Annotated in this window: 20 protein-coding genes; 8 read left to right on the forward strand and 12 right to left on the reverse strand. The window is 38.2% G+C overall.

Translation table 11 applies throughout. The features are described 5' to 3' along the window. Window positions 1-2: 2 nt before the first annotated feature. The 6 genes from FKZ43_RS09740 to FKZ43_RS09765 are packed head-to-tail and all read right to left on the reverse strand — an operon-like array spanning window position 3 to window position 4,620. The gene (locus FKZ43_RS09740; protein WP_219916523.1) at window positions 3-749 is read right to left on the reverse strand and encodes a ZIP family metal transporter; all 747 of its coding nucleotides are present in this window, start codon (window positions 747-749) and stop codon (window positions 3-5) included. Between the two features lie 9 nt (window positions 750-758). Next, window positions 759-2,174, reverse strand: a complete 1,416-nt coding sequence (locus tag FKZ43_RS09745) for a Na+/H+ antiporter NhaC family protein (protein WP_181180334.1) — start codon at window positions 2,172-2,174, stop codon at window positions 759-761. Further along, on the reverse strand, window positions 2,171-2,668 hold the full coding sequence (locus FKZ43_RS09750) for a thioredoxin family protein (RefSeq protein ID WP_140945704.1): 498 nt from the start codon (window positions 2,666-2,668) through the stop codon (window positions 2,171-2,173). Before FKZ43_RS09750 ends, FKZ43_RS09745 begins: the two co-directional genes overlap by 4 nt. Then, entirely contained in the window at window positions 2,665-3,288 is a 624-nt protein-coding gene (gene udk, locus FKZ43_RS09755) for a uridine kinase (RefSeq protein ID WP_140945705.1), read from the reverse strand. Before udk ends, FKZ43_RS09750 begins: the two co-directional genes overlap by 4 nt. Beyond that, complete coding sequence (locus FKZ43_RS09760) at window positions 3,285-4,019, reverse strand: pseudouridine synthase (RefSeq protein WP_140945706.1); 735 nt, start codon at window positions 4,017-4,019, stop codon at window positions 3,285-3,287. Before FKZ43_RS09760 ends, udk begins: the two co-directional genes overlap by 4 nt. Before the next feature lie 4 nt (window positions 4,020-4,023). Then, window positions 4,024-4,620, reverse strand: a complete 597-nt coding sequence (locus FKZ43_RS09765) for a YqaA family protein (RefSeq protein WP_140945707.1) — start codon at window positions 4,618-4,620, stop codon at window positions 4,024-4,026. A 189-nt stretch (window positions 4,621-4,809) separates the two neighbouring features. Between FKZ43_RS09765 and FKZ43_RS09770 the strand changes: the two genes are divergently transcribed. Then, window positions 4,810-5,568 (forward strand): DUF3881 family protein, encoded by a 759-nt coding sequence (locus FKZ43_RS09770; RefSeq protein ID WP_140945708.1) that lies wholly within the window; start codon window positions 4,810-4,812, stop codon window positions 5,566-5,568. A gap of 30 nt (window positions 5,569-5,598) precedes the next feature. Here the strand turns inward: FKZ43_RS09770 and FKZ43_RS09775 are convergent, their stop codons facing one another. From FKZ43_RS09775 to FKZ43_RS09795, 5 genes are read right to left on the reverse strand one after another with little or no spacing between them, the layout of a single operon-like run. Then, the gene (locus FKZ43_RS09775; RefSeq protein WP_140945709.1) at window positions 5,599-7,605 is read right to left on the reverse strand and encodes a heterodisulfide reductase-related iron-sulfur binding cluster; all 2,007 of its coding nucleotides are present in this window, start codon (window positions 7,603-7,605) and stop codon (window positions 5,599-5,601) included. A 13-nt stretch (window positions 7,606-7,618) separates the two neighbouring features. Beyond that, window positions 7,619-8,062, reverse strand: coding sequence for a universal stress protein (locus FKZ43_RS09780; RefSeq protein ID WP_140945710.1), 444 nt, complete (start codon window positions 8,060-8,062; stop codon window positions 7,619-7,621). A 15-nt stretch (window positions 8,063-8,077) separates the two neighbouring features. Further along, window positions 8,078-8,617 (reverse strand): TlpA family protein disulfide reductase, encoded by a 540-nt coding sequence (locus FKZ43_RS09785; protein ID WP_140945711.1) that lies wholly within the window; start codon window positions 8,615-8,617, stop codon window positions 8,078-8,080. A gap of 4 nt (window positions 8,618-8,621) precedes the next feature. Beyond that, window positions 8,622-9,449: an anti-sigma factor family protein gene (locus tag FKZ43_RS09790; RefSeq protein ID WP_140945712.1), complete on the reverse strand. Its 828-nt coding sequence runs from the start codon at window positions 9,447-9,449 to the stop codon at window positions 8,622-8,624. Between the two features lie 22 nt (window positions 9,450-9,471). Continuing rightward, window positions 9,472-10,137 carry a sigma-70 family RNA polymerase sigma factor gene (locus tag FKZ43_RS09795; RefSeq protein ID WP_140945713.1) on the reverse strand — a complete coding sequence of 222 codons (666 nt, stop codon included), beginning with the start codon at window positions 10,135-10,137 and terminating at the stop codon, window positions 9,472-9,474. A 218-nt stretch (window positions 10,138-10,355) separates the two neighbouring features. Here FKZ43_RS09795 and FKZ43_RS09800 point away from each other — a divergent pair, with 218 nt between their 5' ends. The 6 genes from FKZ43_RS09800 (at window position 10,356) to FKZ43_RS09820 (ending at window position 15,199) form a co-directional block, all read left to right on the forward strand. After that, window positions 10,356-10,802, forward strand: a complete 447-nt coding sequence (locus FKZ43_RS09800) for an HIT family protein (protein ID WP_181180335.1) — start codon at window positions 10,356-10,358, stop codon at window positions 10,800-10,802. 16 nt (window positions 10,803-10,818) lie between these two features. Continuing rightward, window positions 10,819-12,102 (forward strand): isocitrate dehydrogenase (NADP(+)), encoded by a 1,284-nt coding sequence (gene icd / locus FKZ43_RS09805; RefSeq protein WP_140945715.1) that lies wholly within the window; start codon window positions 10,819-10,821, stop codon window positions 12,100-12,102. Window positions 12,103-12,122: 20 nt separating this feature from the next. Beyond that, complete coding sequence (gene lolD, locus FKZ43_RS09810; RefSeq protein ID WP_419951034.1) at window positions 12,123-12,818, forward strand: lipoprotein-releasing ABC transporter ATP-binding protein LolD; 696 nt, start codon at window positions 12,123-12,125, stop codon at window positions 12,816-12,818. Window positions 12,819-12,847: 29 nt separating this feature from the next. Next, window positions 12,848-13,024: a hypothetical protein gene (locus tag FKZ43_RS11505; protein ID WP_181180336.1), complete on the forward strand. Its 177-nt coding sequence runs from the start codon at window positions 12,848-12,850 to the stop codon at window positions 13,022-13,024. Beyond that, entirely contained in the window at window positions 13,021-14,190 is a 1,170-nt protein-coding gene (tgt, locus tag FKZ43_RS09815) for a tRNA guanosine(34) transglycosylase Tgt (RefSeq protein ID WP_235894741.1), read from the forward strand. Before FKZ43_RS11505 ends, tgt begins: the two co-directional genes overlap by 4 nt. Before the next feature lie 94 nt (window positions 14,191-14,284). Further along, entirely contained in the window at window positions 14,285-15,199 is a 915-nt protein-coding gene (locus tag FKZ43_RS09820) for an ARPP-1 family domain-containing protein (protein WP_140945716.1), read from the forward strand. A gap of 6 nt (window positions 15,200-15,205) precedes the next feature. On the opposite strand, the gene FKZ43_RS09825 is transcribed toward FKZ43_RS09820, so the two are convergent. Beyond that, complete coding sequence (locus tag FKZ43_RS09825) at window positions 15,206-16,096, reverse strand: class I SAM-dependent methyltransferase (RefSeq protein ID WP_140945717.1); 891 nt, start codon at window positions 16,094-16,096, stop codon at window positions 15,206-15,208. 366 nt (window positions 16,097-16,462) lie between these two features. On the opposite strand from FKZ43_RS09825, the gene FKZ43_RS09830 reads away from it, so the two are divergent. Continuing rightward, on the forward strand, window positions 16,463-16,740 hold a 278-nt coding region (locus FKZ43_RS09830; RefSeq protein ID WP_140945718.1), incomplete at its 3' end, for a hypothetical protein.

Consider the following 16,740-nt stretch of genomic DNA (forward strand, 5'->3'; position numbering starts at 1 on the left):
ATTCAGTGTATTAATTTGTGTATGAAGTCAGCTGTCATGTAGAAGAGCAGCATTCCAAGAAAGACGACAAGAGAAGCATATTTTGTTTTTGAGTTGTTTATCTCTGGGATCAAATCTGTTGTCCCAACATAAAGTCCGATGCCAGATATAAAAGCGAATAAGAAACCGATAATTTTTGAACTTATTTCAGGGATCAACAATCCTATCAGGGTTCCGATAAACGTTGCGAATCCGACAAGCGAAGCGAGCAAGAAAGATGTTTTTGTCCCTTTTCCTGAGGCGAATAATATTGATGCGACGGTCATACCTTCCGGGAATTTGTGAAGGAAAATCCCGATGAAGAGTAGAAGACCGATCACATAGTTGAACTTAAAGCCGATTGATATTGCCATTCCATCAAAAAGGGCATGAACGAAAAGCCCAAAGAAAATTGAAATGCTTGCTGGTTTTGAAACGATGTGTTCAGTGTGTGTTTCCTCGCCGAAGTGAAAATGTGGGGCAAATATGTGCTCAAAAAGGTGAAGCGTTGCATATCCGAGCATTATTAAAACTGCTGACGATTCACCGATTGAGTTTATTGATTCGGGTATCAATCGTGTCAGGACAAGAGCTATTATAAATCCAGCGCTTATTGCAAGCATATAGTCCTGAAATTTTTGGGGCCATCTCCTTGTGAAAATTATTATTGAACCACCAAGAACCTCTGCAAAAGTAGCTACAAGTCCAAGGGTTAAAATTAGAGTTGTCATTTTTCGCATTTAATTAGTTTTTAAAATGAAACCAAAGATGATAAAGAATGTAAAAGCAAGTCCAGCTGCTGTAAGTGCATATGGTAACTGTGTCTTGACATGGTCAAGGTGATCGCAAGCGGAAGCCATTGATGAAACTATTGTTGTATCCGAAATTGGAGAACAGTGGTCGCCGAATACGCCACCGCTTAAAACGCTCGCAAGGACGAGAGGTAAGTTTGAATTCATAGCTATAGCTGATGGGATCGCAATGGGTATCATTATAGCAAAAGTTCCCCAACTTGTTCCTGTTGAGAATGAAATGATACAGGATGTAAGAAACACAACGCTTGGGAGAAGGGATGGTTTTAGAAATTTACTTGCAATTTGAGCGACATATTCACCAGTTTTGAGTTCTTTACAGACCGATCCAATGGCAAAGGCGAATGTCATTAAGACAGCCAATGGGATTAAACCACCCATTCCCTTGAGCGTAAGTTCAATCGTCTCTCTTATGGTTAAAATCTTTTGAAATTTATACAATATCCCTGCGACGAAAATTGAAGTCAAAACAGCCCAAAGCACTGATGTTGAGCCAGAACCGCTTGTTAAATTCCCATTTCCAGTTATATAAAGTCCGATCGGCATCATAAGAATCATTGTCAAAATCGGGACTATCATATTCAATGCTCTTGGTTTAACTTTGTCTTTGGGTTGGATATTTATGACTTCTTCAGAGACAAGTGGCATAGCTTCATCGGCTATGACTTTGCCTTCACGGATAGCTCTTAACTCTGCTTTTTTCATAGGTCCATAATCAATTCCCGTAATGGCAGTGAAAACGACAAGGGCTATTGAGAAGATCGCGTAAAAGTTAAGCGGTATTGATGAAATAAAGATTGAGATTTCATTTTTGACATCAGCTTGAGATAATAACCCGAGAACATACGCCCCCCAAGCGTTTAGAGGAATCATAATGCAAACCGGTGCTGAGGTTGAATCGCAAATATAAGCGAGTTTTTCCCTTGAAATTTTCAATTTATCAAAAATCGGTCTTGAAACCGCTCCAGTCACAAGGCAAGTTATACTTGACTCAACAAATATGCTCATTCCAATTGCCCAGGCGAAAATTTGAGCCATTTTCCTTGACTTTATAAAGCCACGATTTAAAATTAAATTCACAAATCCTTGAACGCCACCAGATCGTTGTGTCAATGCAATCAGTGCACCTATCAATGCGCTGAAAATTATCACTTTTGTATTGCTTGATTCCTTGAAGACATTTATTATCGCTTCAATTGAATTTATCAGACCCAAAAGAGGATTCCAGTCCGAAAGTATCGTCCATCCAAGCCATATCCCGAAGAAAAGTGAAAGATAAACCTGTCTTGTTATCAAAGCGAGAATTATCGCTGAAATAGGAGGCAGAATTGACAACCACGTCATGGTAATTGACTCAAAATTTTTGCTATATGTTTAGTCAAACTTACCTCTGGATTTTCAACTATTCTTCCAATTTCTTTTCCATCTTTGATAAATATAAAAGTTGGAACTCGTTTTATGTTATATCTATCTGTGAGTCCCTTTAATGTTTTGTCCCTGTCAAGACCGATAAATTTTATATTTTCTCTTGAGACACCAGCCATGTCCATAATTTTCATAAACTTTGGGACATGCTCTCTTGAGTCGGGACACCAAGTCCCGAGGAAAATTAAGACATCAAATTGATTCGCTTTTGATTTTATTATGTTGAAACTTTGAGTATCTTCAATTACAAAATTTGAATAGCCCAACGAATACCATTTGAAATCTTCGCTTTCAAGGATTTTTGCTGGAAATTCACCTATGATAATTTTGACATTGTTTTGCTCAATGACAGTATATTTGCTTTGTGAGCAGGAGAGAAGCAAAAGTGGTATTAGAATTAAGAATCTTTTCATTTTTTATCCTCCAACATTGTTTTTATTCTTGAGACGACCATTTCAATTGCAATTTCATTTTCCCCACCCCTTGGTATTATTATGTCAGCCCAGCGTTTACTTGGCTCAACAAATTCAAGATGAGATGGTTTAACGGTTGTGATGTATTGATTAATGACGGATTCAAGGGTCCTTCCCCTTTCAATTATATCCCTTTTTATTCTGCGTAGAACCCTTTCATCAGCATCTGTGTCAACGAAAATTTTTATGTCCATAAGGTCTCTTAGTTCCTTTTCAACGAATACAAGGATACCCTCAACTATGATGACATCTTTTGGTTCAACATGTCTTGATATTGGCAAGCGTCTATAGGTTGTGAAGTCATAAACTGGAACTTCAATCGGTTTTCGCTCCTTTAAATTTTTGACATGTTCAATCAAAAGTTTTGTATCAAGTGAATCGGGGTGATCAAAATTTATTTCTTCAATTTTTTTGCCGTGGAACTGCGTTATGTCTTTGTAGTAGCTGTCATGTTCAAGTATGATGACATTTTCAAAACCTATTTTAGAGGCGATTTTTTTTGCGACGGTTGTTTTCCCAGAGCCAGTTCCCCCAGCTATCCCAATTACAAGTGGTTTCATTTAAAATAACTTGAGGCAATTTGTTTTAATTCCTCACGCTTCAAAAATCTCCATTCCCCGGGCTTTAAACCCTTGTCTTCAAAGTTACCTATCTTTATTCTGACAAGGTTTTCAACCTCATATCCAAGTTTCTCAAACATCCTTCTTACCTGTCTGTTTTTCCCCTCCACTATTTCTATTTCAACCCAGCATGTTTTTTTATTTTCCTTTACTACTCTGATATTTGCAGGCAATGTTTTATAAACTTTTCCATCAATATCTATCTCAATTCCGATTTTAAGCTTGACTATATCCTCTGGTTTGATCTTTTTGTTAAGTTTGACAAGGTATGTCTTCGGAACTTTTGAATTTGGATTTGTGATGAAATCAGCAAATTTGTTGTCATTGGTCAGTATTAAAAGACCTGAACTTTCCATATCAAGTCGTCCTGCTGGGGCAACCCAGGTATCAATTTTCACGATGTCGTAGATCGTTTTTCTATTCAGTTCGTCTTTTCTTGTTGTGACAACGCCTTTGGGTTTATTTAGTATGATATAAATTTTTCTTTTCGGCTTAATGATTTCGCCATCAATTGCGATTTTATCTTTCTTGATGTCAACTCTGAAAGACGGGTTGGTTATGACTTTGCCATTTACGCTGACTTTTCCCTGAATTATCATTTCCCTTGCTTCTTTTCTTGAAGCCCAGCCAAGTTTTGATATAGCCCTTTCCAAGCTGACATTTCCTGGCATCTTTTTATAGGTATTTAATTAAAACAAAGCCAAGGATCAATAAAATTACAAATGCAATGGTAAGCCAATCAAAGTATTTATCAATGAATGTTTTAACCCTAGGACCGAAGGAATAAATCAATCCACCGACGAGGAAGAATCTCGCAGGTCTACTAAGCGCCGATGCTACGACAAGGGTTGGAAAACTTACTTGAAAGGCGCCTGCTGCAATTGTGAAGACCTTATAAGGTATAGGTGTAAAGCCAGCGATTGCTATTGCAACGAATGCGTTTTTATCATACATAACTTTAACGGCATCGTATTGTTGTTGCAATTGATAGAATTCAATTATTTTTTTGCCGATCAATTCGTAAAATTGGAAACCGATCAAATAACCGAACATTCCACCAAGCACTGAACCGATTGAACAAATGAGGGCATATCTGAAAGATAACCGTGGCTTTAAAAGGGCGATTGCTATTAGTAAAACATCCGGCGGAATGGGGAAGAAGGAGGATTCAGCGAATGCAATTATGAAAAGAGCAATTCCAGCGTAAGGTTTGTCGGCGAAGTTTTCCACCCAGAGCTTAAGTGAGAACAAAAAGTCCCTAATTTTTCTCATCAATCAAATTCAAGTTTTTTAGAATTTAGTTGAAAAATAAAAATGTTAAACTTGAAATTCAAGTTATCGGGCTCTTGCTTTTAAAAGAATTTTTGTTATATTATTGCAAAGGAAGGCGATGCGGGCTGTTTTTCTTGGGCATTTCCTTCCTTCAAGAAAGGCATTAAAAATTTAATTGGTTAAATTGCTATGGGTTCAATTTTTTCATCAGTTGGATTTAAAGTTGAAACGCAAAAAGACCTTGTAGAGCTTGTTGAAAATACCATTGGAGATAAGGAGTTTAGCGACTCTGTTGGGGTGTTTCAGAAAATCCAGCTTGCTGGTTATACTTTAAATGCAGGGCATGGTATAGTTTTCAATGTAAATCTTGCACATACGGGAGAGGGTTGGGAGATAGTTGATGTTGCACCTTGTTTTTATGGTTCAAAAGAGCATTCAGTTATTTTGAAGGACTGCGAACTTTATCAAGATGTTGAAGATGAATGGAAATTTTATCTTTACGGGGTGGATGAGGAAACGGGAACGCCTGTTGAGCTTTATATTTCAAATTTTGTACAATGCGCTTCATTTCTTCCCCCAATGGCTGAGAAATATCAAGTCGTTCCAGTTGGGTTAGCGTATAATGGTGAAATCCTTCCACCGAGAAGATATATTGAGACGGAAGATATGGCAGAAGGGTCAATGATGTCAAACTTCTTCGTTCAAACAGCACAAATTCAACAGATGGAGAATATCCCTCCGGTTGTCTACGGGCTTTTGGGTGATATAGTTGACTTTAAGAAGATAAAAAACGAATGGACTGGTGAGGAAGTTTATTGGCTTTATGTTGATACGAGCCCATTTAAACTTGAAGTTTTGATAAATCCATCTGATTTGGAAGGCGAGCCGGAGATCGGGAAGCGTTTGTTTGCAACCGTTTGGTTGCAAAGTGAGGTAACGCCGGTTTAGTAAAAGCGGGGCATTAAAGCCCCGCTTCTTTTATGCTACAGTTTCACCACCTTCAACAACTTCAAGAAGTATTTCCGCAACATCTTTGACACTGACTTTGTCAATGACATCCTTTGCTTTAACGCCATCTGTTAACATCGTCATACAGAATGGACAAGCAGAAGCGATCATATCAGGGTTCAAACTTAACGCTTCTTCGGTCCTTTCAATGTTTATCCTTTTTCCTATTTTCTCTTCCATAAACATCCTTGCACCGCCAGCACCACAGCAAAGTCCTCTGTCCCTTGATCTTTTCATCTCAAGAAGTTTAACTCCATTTATTGAGCCAAGTATATCTCTCGGAGCATCATAAATTTCATTATACCTTCCAAGATAGCAGGAGTCGTGATAGGTTATTTTTGCATCAAGTTTTTTTGAGATTTTCAATCTTCCTTCAATTAGAAGTTTTTCAAGAAATTGGACATGGTGATAAACCTCATAATTGCCACCGAAATCCGGGTATTCATTTTTGAGTGTGTTGAAGCAATGGGGACAAATTGTGATGATTTTTTTGACATTATATTTTGAGAAGGTTTGTATGTTTTCCTGGATCAACATTTGTGCGAGGTATTCATTTCCGGCTCTTCTTGCTGGGTCACCTGTGCATTTTTCTTCATTTCCAAGGATTCCGAAGCTTACCCCCGCAATTTTCAAAAGTTTTGCCACTGAGATTGCTACTTTTTTATACCTTGCATCAAATGAGCCAGCGCACCCAACCCAGAGCAAGTATTCAACATTGCTGTCCTCGGCTAATGTTTTGATATCAAGACCCTGTGCCCAGTCCCCGCGTGTTGAGTGACTGAACGCCCAAGGAGTGAAATTATTTTCAAGATTTCTGAAAGTGATTGATAATTCAGATGGGAATTTTGATTCGGTCAAAACAAGGTATCTTCGCATGTCAATTATTGTTTGAACATGTTCAATCATCACAGGACATTCTTGAACGCAAGCCATACAGGTTGTGCAAGCCCAAAGTTCATCTTCGGTGATATAGTTAAATAAAAGCGTTTTTCCCAGGACATCCTCGTTTTGGGGTTTAAGATTTAATAATATCGGCGCTTTTTCAAAAGCTCTTTTTCTAATGCTTACAATTATCTCTCGTGGTGAAAGTGGCTTACCGGTTATATTTGCAGGGCAAGCGGCTGTGCACCTTCCGCATTCCGTGCATGTGTAACCATCAAAAATTTGTTTCCAAGTCAAGTCATCAACATCAAGCGCACCGAATTTTTCAACATTCTCAATGTTCTCAAAGCTTATCGGGTTTAATCTTCCTTGTGGTTTAAGTGAACTGAGATAAACATTTGGAATTGAAGTTATGATGTGGAGATGCTTTGAAAAGGGAAGATAATTTAAAAAGCCAAGAACAAGCAGAATGTGAACCCACCAAAAGATTGAATGGAGTGAACTTTGCGCGTCCCATCCAAAACCGTCAAATATCTTTGCAAATTCAAGGGAGACGAATCTCAAGTCGTAATATTCAGCGTCTCCAAGATTAATTTGTGTTGCATAAGTGCCGAACATCGTCAACATTATGAAGAATATAAGCAAAAGTATAACCGTTGCGTCAATTTTTGATGTTTTCTCAACTTGAAGTCGCTTCGGTCTTTGAATGTATCTTCTATAAAGTGCGATTATGATTGATAAAATCACAAGTAATCCCATCAAATCCTGAAAGAAAGCAATATATCTATAAAATCCACCGATAACCGATAAATTAACGCTGAACAAACCCTCAAGTATGGCATCAAGAATAGCTGTGAGCAGGATTACGAATCCCCAAAATATAAAGAAGTGCATCCATCCGGCGACGAATTCCCTTAAAAGTTTCTTTTGACCGAAAGCGATTGTAAAAACCCTTTTCAATCTTTCAGTTGGATTATCAAATCTGTCCTCGGGTTTTCCAATTTTAAGGTAGGTGAGTAATCTTCGTGCGTTGAATAAAAATGTTGATATTGAAAGTGCGAATATTATCAAAAATATGAGGTTTTGCAGGGACATATTTCCCCCGATTTTATTTTCTTGGTTTAACTGTTAAAACAGGACATTTCGCTTTTCTGACGACCTTTTCAGCTATGCTTCCGAGGATTGTGAGTTCAATTCCTGTGCGACCGTGTGTGCCCATGACGATCAAGTCAACTTTCTTTTCCTCTGCAAATTTAACTATTTCATGATCAACGACGCCTTTCCTTATGAATGTTTGTACTTTGTTTTTCGTCTTTAGACTTTCTTTTACGATTTTTTCAAGTTGATTTTTTGCGTTTTCCTCCATGTTTTTCTCAAGTCGTTCAATCGTTAAGTCAAGCGAATGGATCGCGAGAACTGGTGGGATATTTTCAAGCACATGGAGAACATAGATAGTTGCGCCGTATTTTTCGGCAAGGGATTTTGCGTATTCAAATGCAGAAATTGATGCACTGGATAAGTCGGTTGGAAGGAGGATTTTTTTTATTCTCATTTCAAAGTCCCACTTTTATTTGAGTATTTTTTCAATGTCTTTCATAAACACCTCTTTCGTCCTTGCCCCGAGATACTTTGACACGATTTTCCCGTCCTTATCAATCAAGAAGGTTATCGGTATTCCAACGCTACCTCCAAATGCGTCAAGGAGTTTTGCCTCAGGGTCATGGATTAAAATGTAGTTTATGCCGACATTTTTTGCGAACTCAGCAACTGGTGATGCTGTTTTGTCAATTGAAACACCTATTATTTCAAAGTTTTTATCGCTGAGTTCACTTTTAATTTTGATGAGGTCAGGTATTTCTTTAACGCATGGACCACACCAAGTAGCCCAAAAGTTCAGGAGTATAATTTTGCCTTTTGAAAGTTCATAGAAATTTTTTTCGCCTTGTTGAGTTTGCCAGTAAAAGTTTGGAGGTTTTCCTTTCTCATTTTGTTCAATTTTTGTGAGTGTGAAAATTTCGGGGTGTTGTGATGTGGTTTGTGGTTTGTTTTCTTTTTTTGAGCAGGAAATTAGAAGGAAGAGGGAAAAAAGTAATAAAATTTTTCGCATGAATTTACCAACTTTGTTTTAGAACTTTCTCAAGTTCTTCCCTTGAAAGATTTGAGACAGCGCAACACAAAAGTTCCCCAGTTCCCCAAATGGCAAAAGAATCATCCCCGATGGTGTCATAAATCCATTCGCCTTTTGAAATCCTCTTTTTTACATCGTCATGAATCGTAGCCCGATGCAATGGAACTTGATGTAGGAAAATCAGCTTGTCCCCACTGCGATAAATTAAACTTAAACATTTTTCAACTTTGGAGTTTGAATGTTGGGCGTTGAAAGAAGCACCGACAATCTTAAAATTTGGAATCTGCATTACCCAGGGCGTGAATTCAACTTTTGAATAAACCTGGTTTGTGATTATGCTTGGGTCATCGGAGATTATCTCTGGTTTTACAAGTCCATTAGCAATTGAATCAAAATGGCTTAATATCCCTGAAACTTCTTTTGCTATTATCTCTTTTTGTGCCATCTTATTCTCGTAAACTGTTACGAGCACGAGAGAAAGCGATATCACGACAAGCGCAACCCCAACTGAAAAAGCAATTTCAAGCCAAGGTTTGACTTTCTGATTCGGTTCTGTTTTAAATTTTACACTTGATTCATAACCATCTTGGATTGTCCTGATTTGGGTGAGGATGTTTTGGACGAGTTCTTGAGGAATGTTAATCAGTTTTACTTTTGTTCTGATCAAATCTTTTGTCTTTTTTTCAAGTTCAAATTCAGTTCTGCAAGTTGCACAGCGCCATATGTGCTCTTCTGCTTCTCGTTTTGTTGTTTCATCAATTTGATTATCAACAAGGGCGCTTAACACTTCCCTTGTTTGCCTGCAGTCCATGGCAAGGCCAAAGTTTAATTTTTTAATCTTTATCAGGGTCTTTTAAATCATAATCCTCGGGCTTTCCTTTTATATATCCCTTACGTTTCGCAAATTCAAAAAGATTTTTCCGCAACATCTTTCTGCCTCTGTGAAGTCGTGATCTCACTGTTCCAATTGGAATATCAAGGAACTCGGCTATTTCTTCATAGCTTTGACCTTCAATATCAGCAAGTATAACAACTGTTCTAAATTCCTCTGGTAATTTTGCAAGCGCCTCTATAACTTCGTCTTCAAATATATTTTCAAAGATATGTTCTTGTAAGTCGGATGTTTCAAATGATTCATCTCTAACCGTTTCGTAGAAGTTTTGAACCTCATCGTAATCAACTTTACTTGGCTCTTTCGTCGCTTTACGATATTTATTGATGTAAGAATTTTTCATTATCTTAAACAACCACGCTTTTATGTTTGTTCCTGGTTCGTATTTATCCCAGAATCGGAACGCTTTAAGATAGGTTTCCTGTATTAGGTCTTTTGCGTCCTCTTCATTTCCCGTCATACGATATGCGAAGTTGTATAGAAATTGCATGTGTGGGAGTGCCTCAGCTTCAAATTCCTTTTGTCGTTTCAAGAGTTCCTCATCGCTTAGTTTCCTATCCTTTTTCTCCTGCTTTATGAATTCCTTTATTTTGTCTTTTAGCTTCATTTATCTCTGGGTTGGTTATTTTTGCTTGTTTAATTATAACAAAATTTGTTTTCATTATCAACACCCTTTGCCATTTTGATGCCTTGGGGGCGCTTAAGGTTGATTGTTATGTCTCCTTTGATTAAATTTAACTTACGATGAATAAATTTGTCCGTTACATAACTTTTTTGATTTTTCAATCAAAAATTTTTCCATTCAAGGGCTTTTTAAGAAAGGTCATGGAGTCAAAATTGCGCTCTGATTGTGTCTTCTGTCGCATAATTGAAGGGAAGGAAAAAGCTGAGATAATTTATGAGAATGAGCATGCTATTTCAATACTTGATGTAAATCCAGTCAATTTTGGACACGCTCTTGTAATCCCGAGAAATCATTATGAGGATTTTCTTCACCTTCCCGAGCGGGAATATGAGGCGATTTTAAAGGCAATTAAAATCGTCGCTCAAGGTATCGTCAACGGAATTGAACCTAAGCCGGAGGGTTTTAACATTTTGTCAAACAATGGATTTGTTGCAGGGCAGAGGATTTTCCATGTCCATTTTCATGTAATCCCGAGATATTTTGGAGACGGGTTGAAATTTAGACCAGTAATAAAGAGATACTCCAAGGGTGAGATGACAAAATACGCTGAACTTATAAGGCGTAAAATAAACGAAATTAAAAATTAGCGGAGGTAGAAAAAACATGCGTTATGAAAAATTAACTCCACCAACAGAGGGAGAAAAAATAACAATTAAAGATGGGAAACTTAATGTACCTGATAACCCAATAATTCCATTTATTGAAGGGGATGGGACTGGACCTGATATTTGGCGTGCAGCAAGGATGGTGTTTGACGCAGCAGTAGAGAAAGCGTATGGTGGGAAAAGAAAAGTGGTTTGGTTTGAGATTTATGCTGGGGAGAAAGCGAACAAAGTTTATGGGCGTGAAGTTTGGCTTCCCGATGATACGCTTGAAGCAATTAAAGAACACATCATCGCAATTAAAGGACCACTTACAACACCTGTTGGAGGTGGAATTAGAAGTTTAAATGTAACTTTAAGACAGGTTCTTGACCTTTACGCTTGCGTTAGACCCGTCAAGTATTATGAAGGTGTTCCAAGCCCGATGAAAAGACCGCAAGATGTTGATGTTGTAATTTTCAGGGAGAACACGGAGGATGTTTATGCTGGGATTGAATGGAAGATGGGTTCGCCCGAGGCGTTGAAGATGATTGAAATACTTGAGAAAGAGTTTGGGGTGCAGGTTCGTAAAGATTCCGGGATCGGTGTGAAGCCGATGTCTGAGTTTGGTTCAAAGAGACTTGTGAGAAAAGCGATAAAGTATGCAATTGAAAATGGGAGAAGGAGTGTGACTCTTGTCCACAAGGGGAATATAATGAAATTCACAGAGGGAGCTTTTCGTGAGTGGGGATATCAGGTTGCGCTTGAAGAGTTCAGGGAATATGTGATAACTGAAGAAGAACTCAACAAGGATTACGGTGGGAAACAACCTGATAGCAAGATTGTCATAAAGGATAGGATTGCTGATAATATGTTTCAGCAGTTGATAACTCGCCCAGCCGAGTATGATGTGATAGCTACGCCAAATTTAAATGGTGATTATCTATCTGACGCAGCTGCTGCTCTTGTTGGCGGGCTTGGGATCGCACCGGGCGGAAATATAAGTGATTTTTACGCTGTGTTTGAAGCAACGCACGGAACAGCTCCGAAATATGCAGGGCTTGATAAAGTTAACCCGGGCTCGGTTATACTTTCTGGAGTGATGATGTTTGAATACATAGGTTGGAAGGAAGTTGCGAGGTTGATTGAATACGGGATGCAAGAGACGATAAAGCAAAAGTTCGTAACTTATGATTTCGCAAGACAGATGGAAGGGGCAATTGAAGTTAAGACAAGCGAATTCGCACAAAAGATCGTTGAAAATATAATGAAATGTGACCTAAGTGAGGTCATTACAGCCAAGTAAAATTCGTGACGGAGATTGAATTGAAAGATATAATTTTGAGGGCTGAAAATATACATAAGATTTTTTCGCTTGGTAAAGATGTCAAATTACATGTGCTTAAAGGTATAAATCTTGAAGTTAAACGGGGCGAGATAATTTCAATAGTTGGTGCTTCCGGTGCAGGGAAGAGCACATTGCTTCATATTCTCGGCGCGCTTGATAGACCAAGCGACGGTCGTGTTTTCATTGACGGGATTGATATATTTAAAATGAGCGACTTTGAGCTCGCTAAATTCAGAAATCAAAAAATTGGTTTCGTATTTCAATTTCATCATCTTCTACCTGAGTTCACGGCGCTTGAAAATGTCGCTATGCCTGCGATGATAGGTGGTAAAAGTTTTAACGAAGCAAGGGAAAGAGCTTATGAACTGTTAAAAGAGGTTGGTCTTGCCGATAGAATCAATCATAAACCGTCTGAACTTTCAGGAGGCGAACAACAAAGGGTTGCGGTTGCAAGAGCTTTGATGAACTCCCCAGATATAGTGCTTGCGGATGAACCGTCAGGAAATCTTGACAGCAAAAATGCAGAGGCACTACACGAACTTATAATTGAACTTAACAGAAAGACAGGTCAAACATTTATAATAGCGACGCACAATGAAAAGCTCGCTGAAAAGTCGGATCGTATTGTTAAAATAGTTGATGGGAAAATTCAGGAAATAGTTGAGGCAGGTTAAATTTAAATCAAATAAAAAGGGTGAAAAAGATGAAGAAGGAAATCAAAATATTTCTGGCTGGGTTAACCGCTCTTGGCGTTGGGCTTGCTGTTGGCTATATGATAGCAAATTGGGTCATAAATGACTTGATGAAAGATATAATCGTTGACCTTGACGAGGAGGAAATCGCTGACGAACTACATCAGACGACCGAGAGTGTTGATTGAAACAAACTTCAAAAAATGAGGTGTTAAAGTTTGAGCTCGTTGCTGTTGATGGCAAAACTTCCGCCAGGGCTGGTTTAATTTACACCGACCACGGAATCATTGAAACACCTGTCTTTATGCCAGTTGGAACACAAGCAACTGTAAAAGCGGTTGAACAAAGAGAACTCATTGAAATTGGGGCTCAAATAATTCTTGGGAATGCCTATCATCTTTACCTCAGACCCGGAATTGAAGTGATACGAAAAGCAGGTGGTCTGCATAAGTTTATGAATTGGGAAAGAGCTATTTTAACCGATAGTGGTGGATTTCAAATTTTTAGCTTGGCTCAGTTCAGGAAAATCACAAAAGAGGGAGTAAGGTTTCAATCTCACATTGATGGCTCGTATCATTTCTTCACACCTGAAAGCGTAATTGAAATTCAGCGTGTCTTGGGCTCTGATATAATGATGTGTCTTGATGAATGCACACCTTATCCGTGTGACTTTGAATATGCTTTTAAATCAAATCAATTGACGATTGAGTGGGCTAAAAGAGCAAAGGAAAAATTTGAGAAGACAGAACCACTTTACGGACATTCGCAATTTCTTTTCGGAATCGTTCAAGGTAGCGTCTATCCCGAGATAAGAGCTAAAAGCGCTGAAGAACTTATTAAACTTGACTTTGACGGTTACGCTATCGGTGGGCTTGCGGTCGGAGAACCAGTTGATGTGATGTATCAGATAACTGAATTTACCGCATCGCTCCTTCCTGTTAATAAACCTCGCTATTTAATGGGGGTCGGAACACCTGAAAATATCATTGAATCAATCTCACGGGGGATTGATATGTTTGATTGTGTCATACCTACGAGAAATGGTAGAAATGCGACTTTATATACGAGAAATGGAAAATTCAGTATAAAAAACGCTGTCTATAAAGATGATTTCTCTCCAGTTGACCCGGAGTGCGATTGTTATACTTGCAAAAACTTCACGCGTGCCTACCTTAGACATCTTTTCAACGCCGATGAAATCCTTGCCCTTCAGCTTGCCTCAATCCATAATCTTGCATTTTATTTTTGGCTCGTCCAAGAAGCAAGAAGACATATAATTTCGGGGGATTTCGCAGAATGGAAAAATCATTTCCTCGTGCGATCGCAGAATAAGACTAACTCTAAAACTGATTGATTTTCAATCCTTTTTTATGACTTTAAAATTTTGTAAGTTATCAAAATTGGATTTATCTTTATTTTAAAATGTTAAACATAAAAGAGGGAAAACAATGGTTTCAGGGGAAATTTTTTCAGGCGTTAAAGTAGGGGAGCCATTTAAAGTTGCCGATGGCTTTTTCATCTATCCATTGATACTTGAGGAGAGCGAAAGTTCGGTGGAGTATGACTTACTTGAGGAAGCAATTCAAAAGGGATATGTCAAAGTTGATGAGAAAAAAGATGGAGCGGAGGTTTCAACGATTGTGGTAAATGTTAATGAGCCGAAGAATGTTTTGGTTGTTGAAGGTGAGGTTTTGGCTGGAGGGCTTCAAACAAGAACCGTTAACATTTCACTTTTGCTGACCCAAGGTGAAAATCCAATACCGGTCTCATGCGTTGAAAGAGGAAGATGGGGAAGATACAGAAATTATGAGATTGGGGATTTCTTGATTGATAGTAATTTGAGAGCAAAGAAGGTTGCAAGCGTTAAAGCAGATAGGATGTATCGCTCTAATCAAGGGGCGGTTTGGAATCATGTTTCAAATATGCTTTTTGAGATGGGAACTTTCTCATCAACGGAAAGCTACGAGGATTTGTTCGTTAAAAGTGGCGGTGAAATCAGAGAGAAGATAAAAGATATTAAGCCGGTTGATGGACAAATTGGTATGGTCGTCGTAATTAATGGGGAAGTTGTAGGTGTTGAGATGTTTGATAAACCGGAGACATGGGTGAAGCTTAGCGAAAAAATCCTTGGAAGTTATATGTTGACATGGTTTGTGAGCAATAAAAAGTCGGACATATCGGAGCAAATTAAAGATAAAGTTGAGGCGTTTTTGAAATCCATTGATGAAGTTGAACGCAGTGTAAATAAATCTCCTGTTGGAATTGGGGAGCACCATTTCATTAGTAAAGGGAATTTAGAGGGATTCGCCCTTGTGAAAGATGGCAAGGTTATTCATCTATTCGTTGGAGTCCAGAAGGGTTAACAATTTTTATGGTTTTCTACAGGAGAGCTCAATCCAGTTTCTTGCGAATGGATTTAAATTTGCGTCCTTTTCTTTTGCCTGTGATGTCACTTTTCTCACTGCGAATTTTAGCGCTTCGCTTTTCTGCTGAAGCGTGAATTTGTCAGTGTCTTCCATATCTATGAAGACACCGTATATAAATGCGTCATATTCGCTTATTGCGAGCATTGCCTTTTCGCTCAATTCAACCCTTACGCTTTCAATTTTGTCAACGACAAGACCTGAATTTTCAATTTTCATCCTGTAGTCCTCAACGGATAGTATTTCAAATGTTTGAGCGTTTTTATCCCTTTTTCTGCCAAGGTATTGGAAGGCGTAAAGTTTAAGCAAGCCCCAATATTTAACTGTATCCTGCGTGTATGATTCTTTCGTGAAGGTTGAATTAACGAAAAGTTTCCCATTGTGTTTTAATACGGTTGCAATAGCATTTAATGATTCTTGTTTTGCTTCATCGGTTGGGATTTCGTGTATCGCATTACAAAAATAAACAATGTCAACGCTTTCAGGGGGAATGAGGTTTAGAATTTCTTGTGCGTAACATTCATAAAATTCTATTTTTGTTTCGCCATATCCTTTTAATTTGTTTTTTGCTATTTGAATTGACGCTGGATTTGGGTCAATGCCAATGATTTTGCATTTCGCTCCGTTCACTTTTTTAAGCAAGATTGATGTCACAAGACCAGTTCCACAAGCGATGTCAAGTATAGTTGGTTCGTTTTCAATTATTTCGTTCGGAAATGTTTTATCAATGAATTTTTCATTGACTTCTTGATATTCTTTTTGTTCGCTGAAGAGATCAAAGTTGAAAAATTCTCTCTCTTCTTGTGTTGTTTGAAATTGCGACCTTGGGTTTTGCATTTTTTATACCTATTTAGATTTTTATCTTATCAGGGCGTTGAGCTGGTTTTTGAAGCAGTTTGCCCTTTTTCAATGATAATAAATTTTTTAGAGTTTAGCAAGAGGGAAAGGAGATTTTTTGGTGAATTTTTTTGTTCCATCTCTCCATCCCAGAAGAGTGTTAAGGTTAGTGGGAATTTTTTTAAGTTGCAGAAAATTTTAAGAAATCCCTTGACAAATACAGGGAATTTTTTTATCTTTGATGTAGGAATTGGAGGAATATGTTTTCGTGCTTCTGTTTGATTTTTTAGCTTGAGCGATTGTTAAGGCAAGGGCTAAGAGTGGGGAAGGGAGTAAAAACAAAAATAAATTTTGGAGGAATAAGCCATGAGGAAATTTTTATTTGTTTTAGGGGTTGTTTTAATTGCGGTTTTAACCGCAAATGCACAAGTCAGCCCTGATTACATTTTTGGAAATAATATGGGGAACGGATGGAGCTGGACGGCAGGAACGCAAGGTACAGCGAGTTTAGGTGGTTCTTTTAAATGGCAATTTCAGGCAAATGCAAATGGAAATCAATATTTTAAATTTGGTGAAACTTCGAGCCCTGATGATGGTCAGGGTTTTTGGTATGTGGGTTCTGGTGGTGATGTTCAGTATCCGGG

The organism is Candidatus Thermokryptus mobilis (genome assembly GCF_900070205.1).
GTDB lineage: Bacteria > Bacteroidota > Ignavibacteria > Kryptoniales > Kryptoniaceae > Kryptonium > Kryptonium mobile.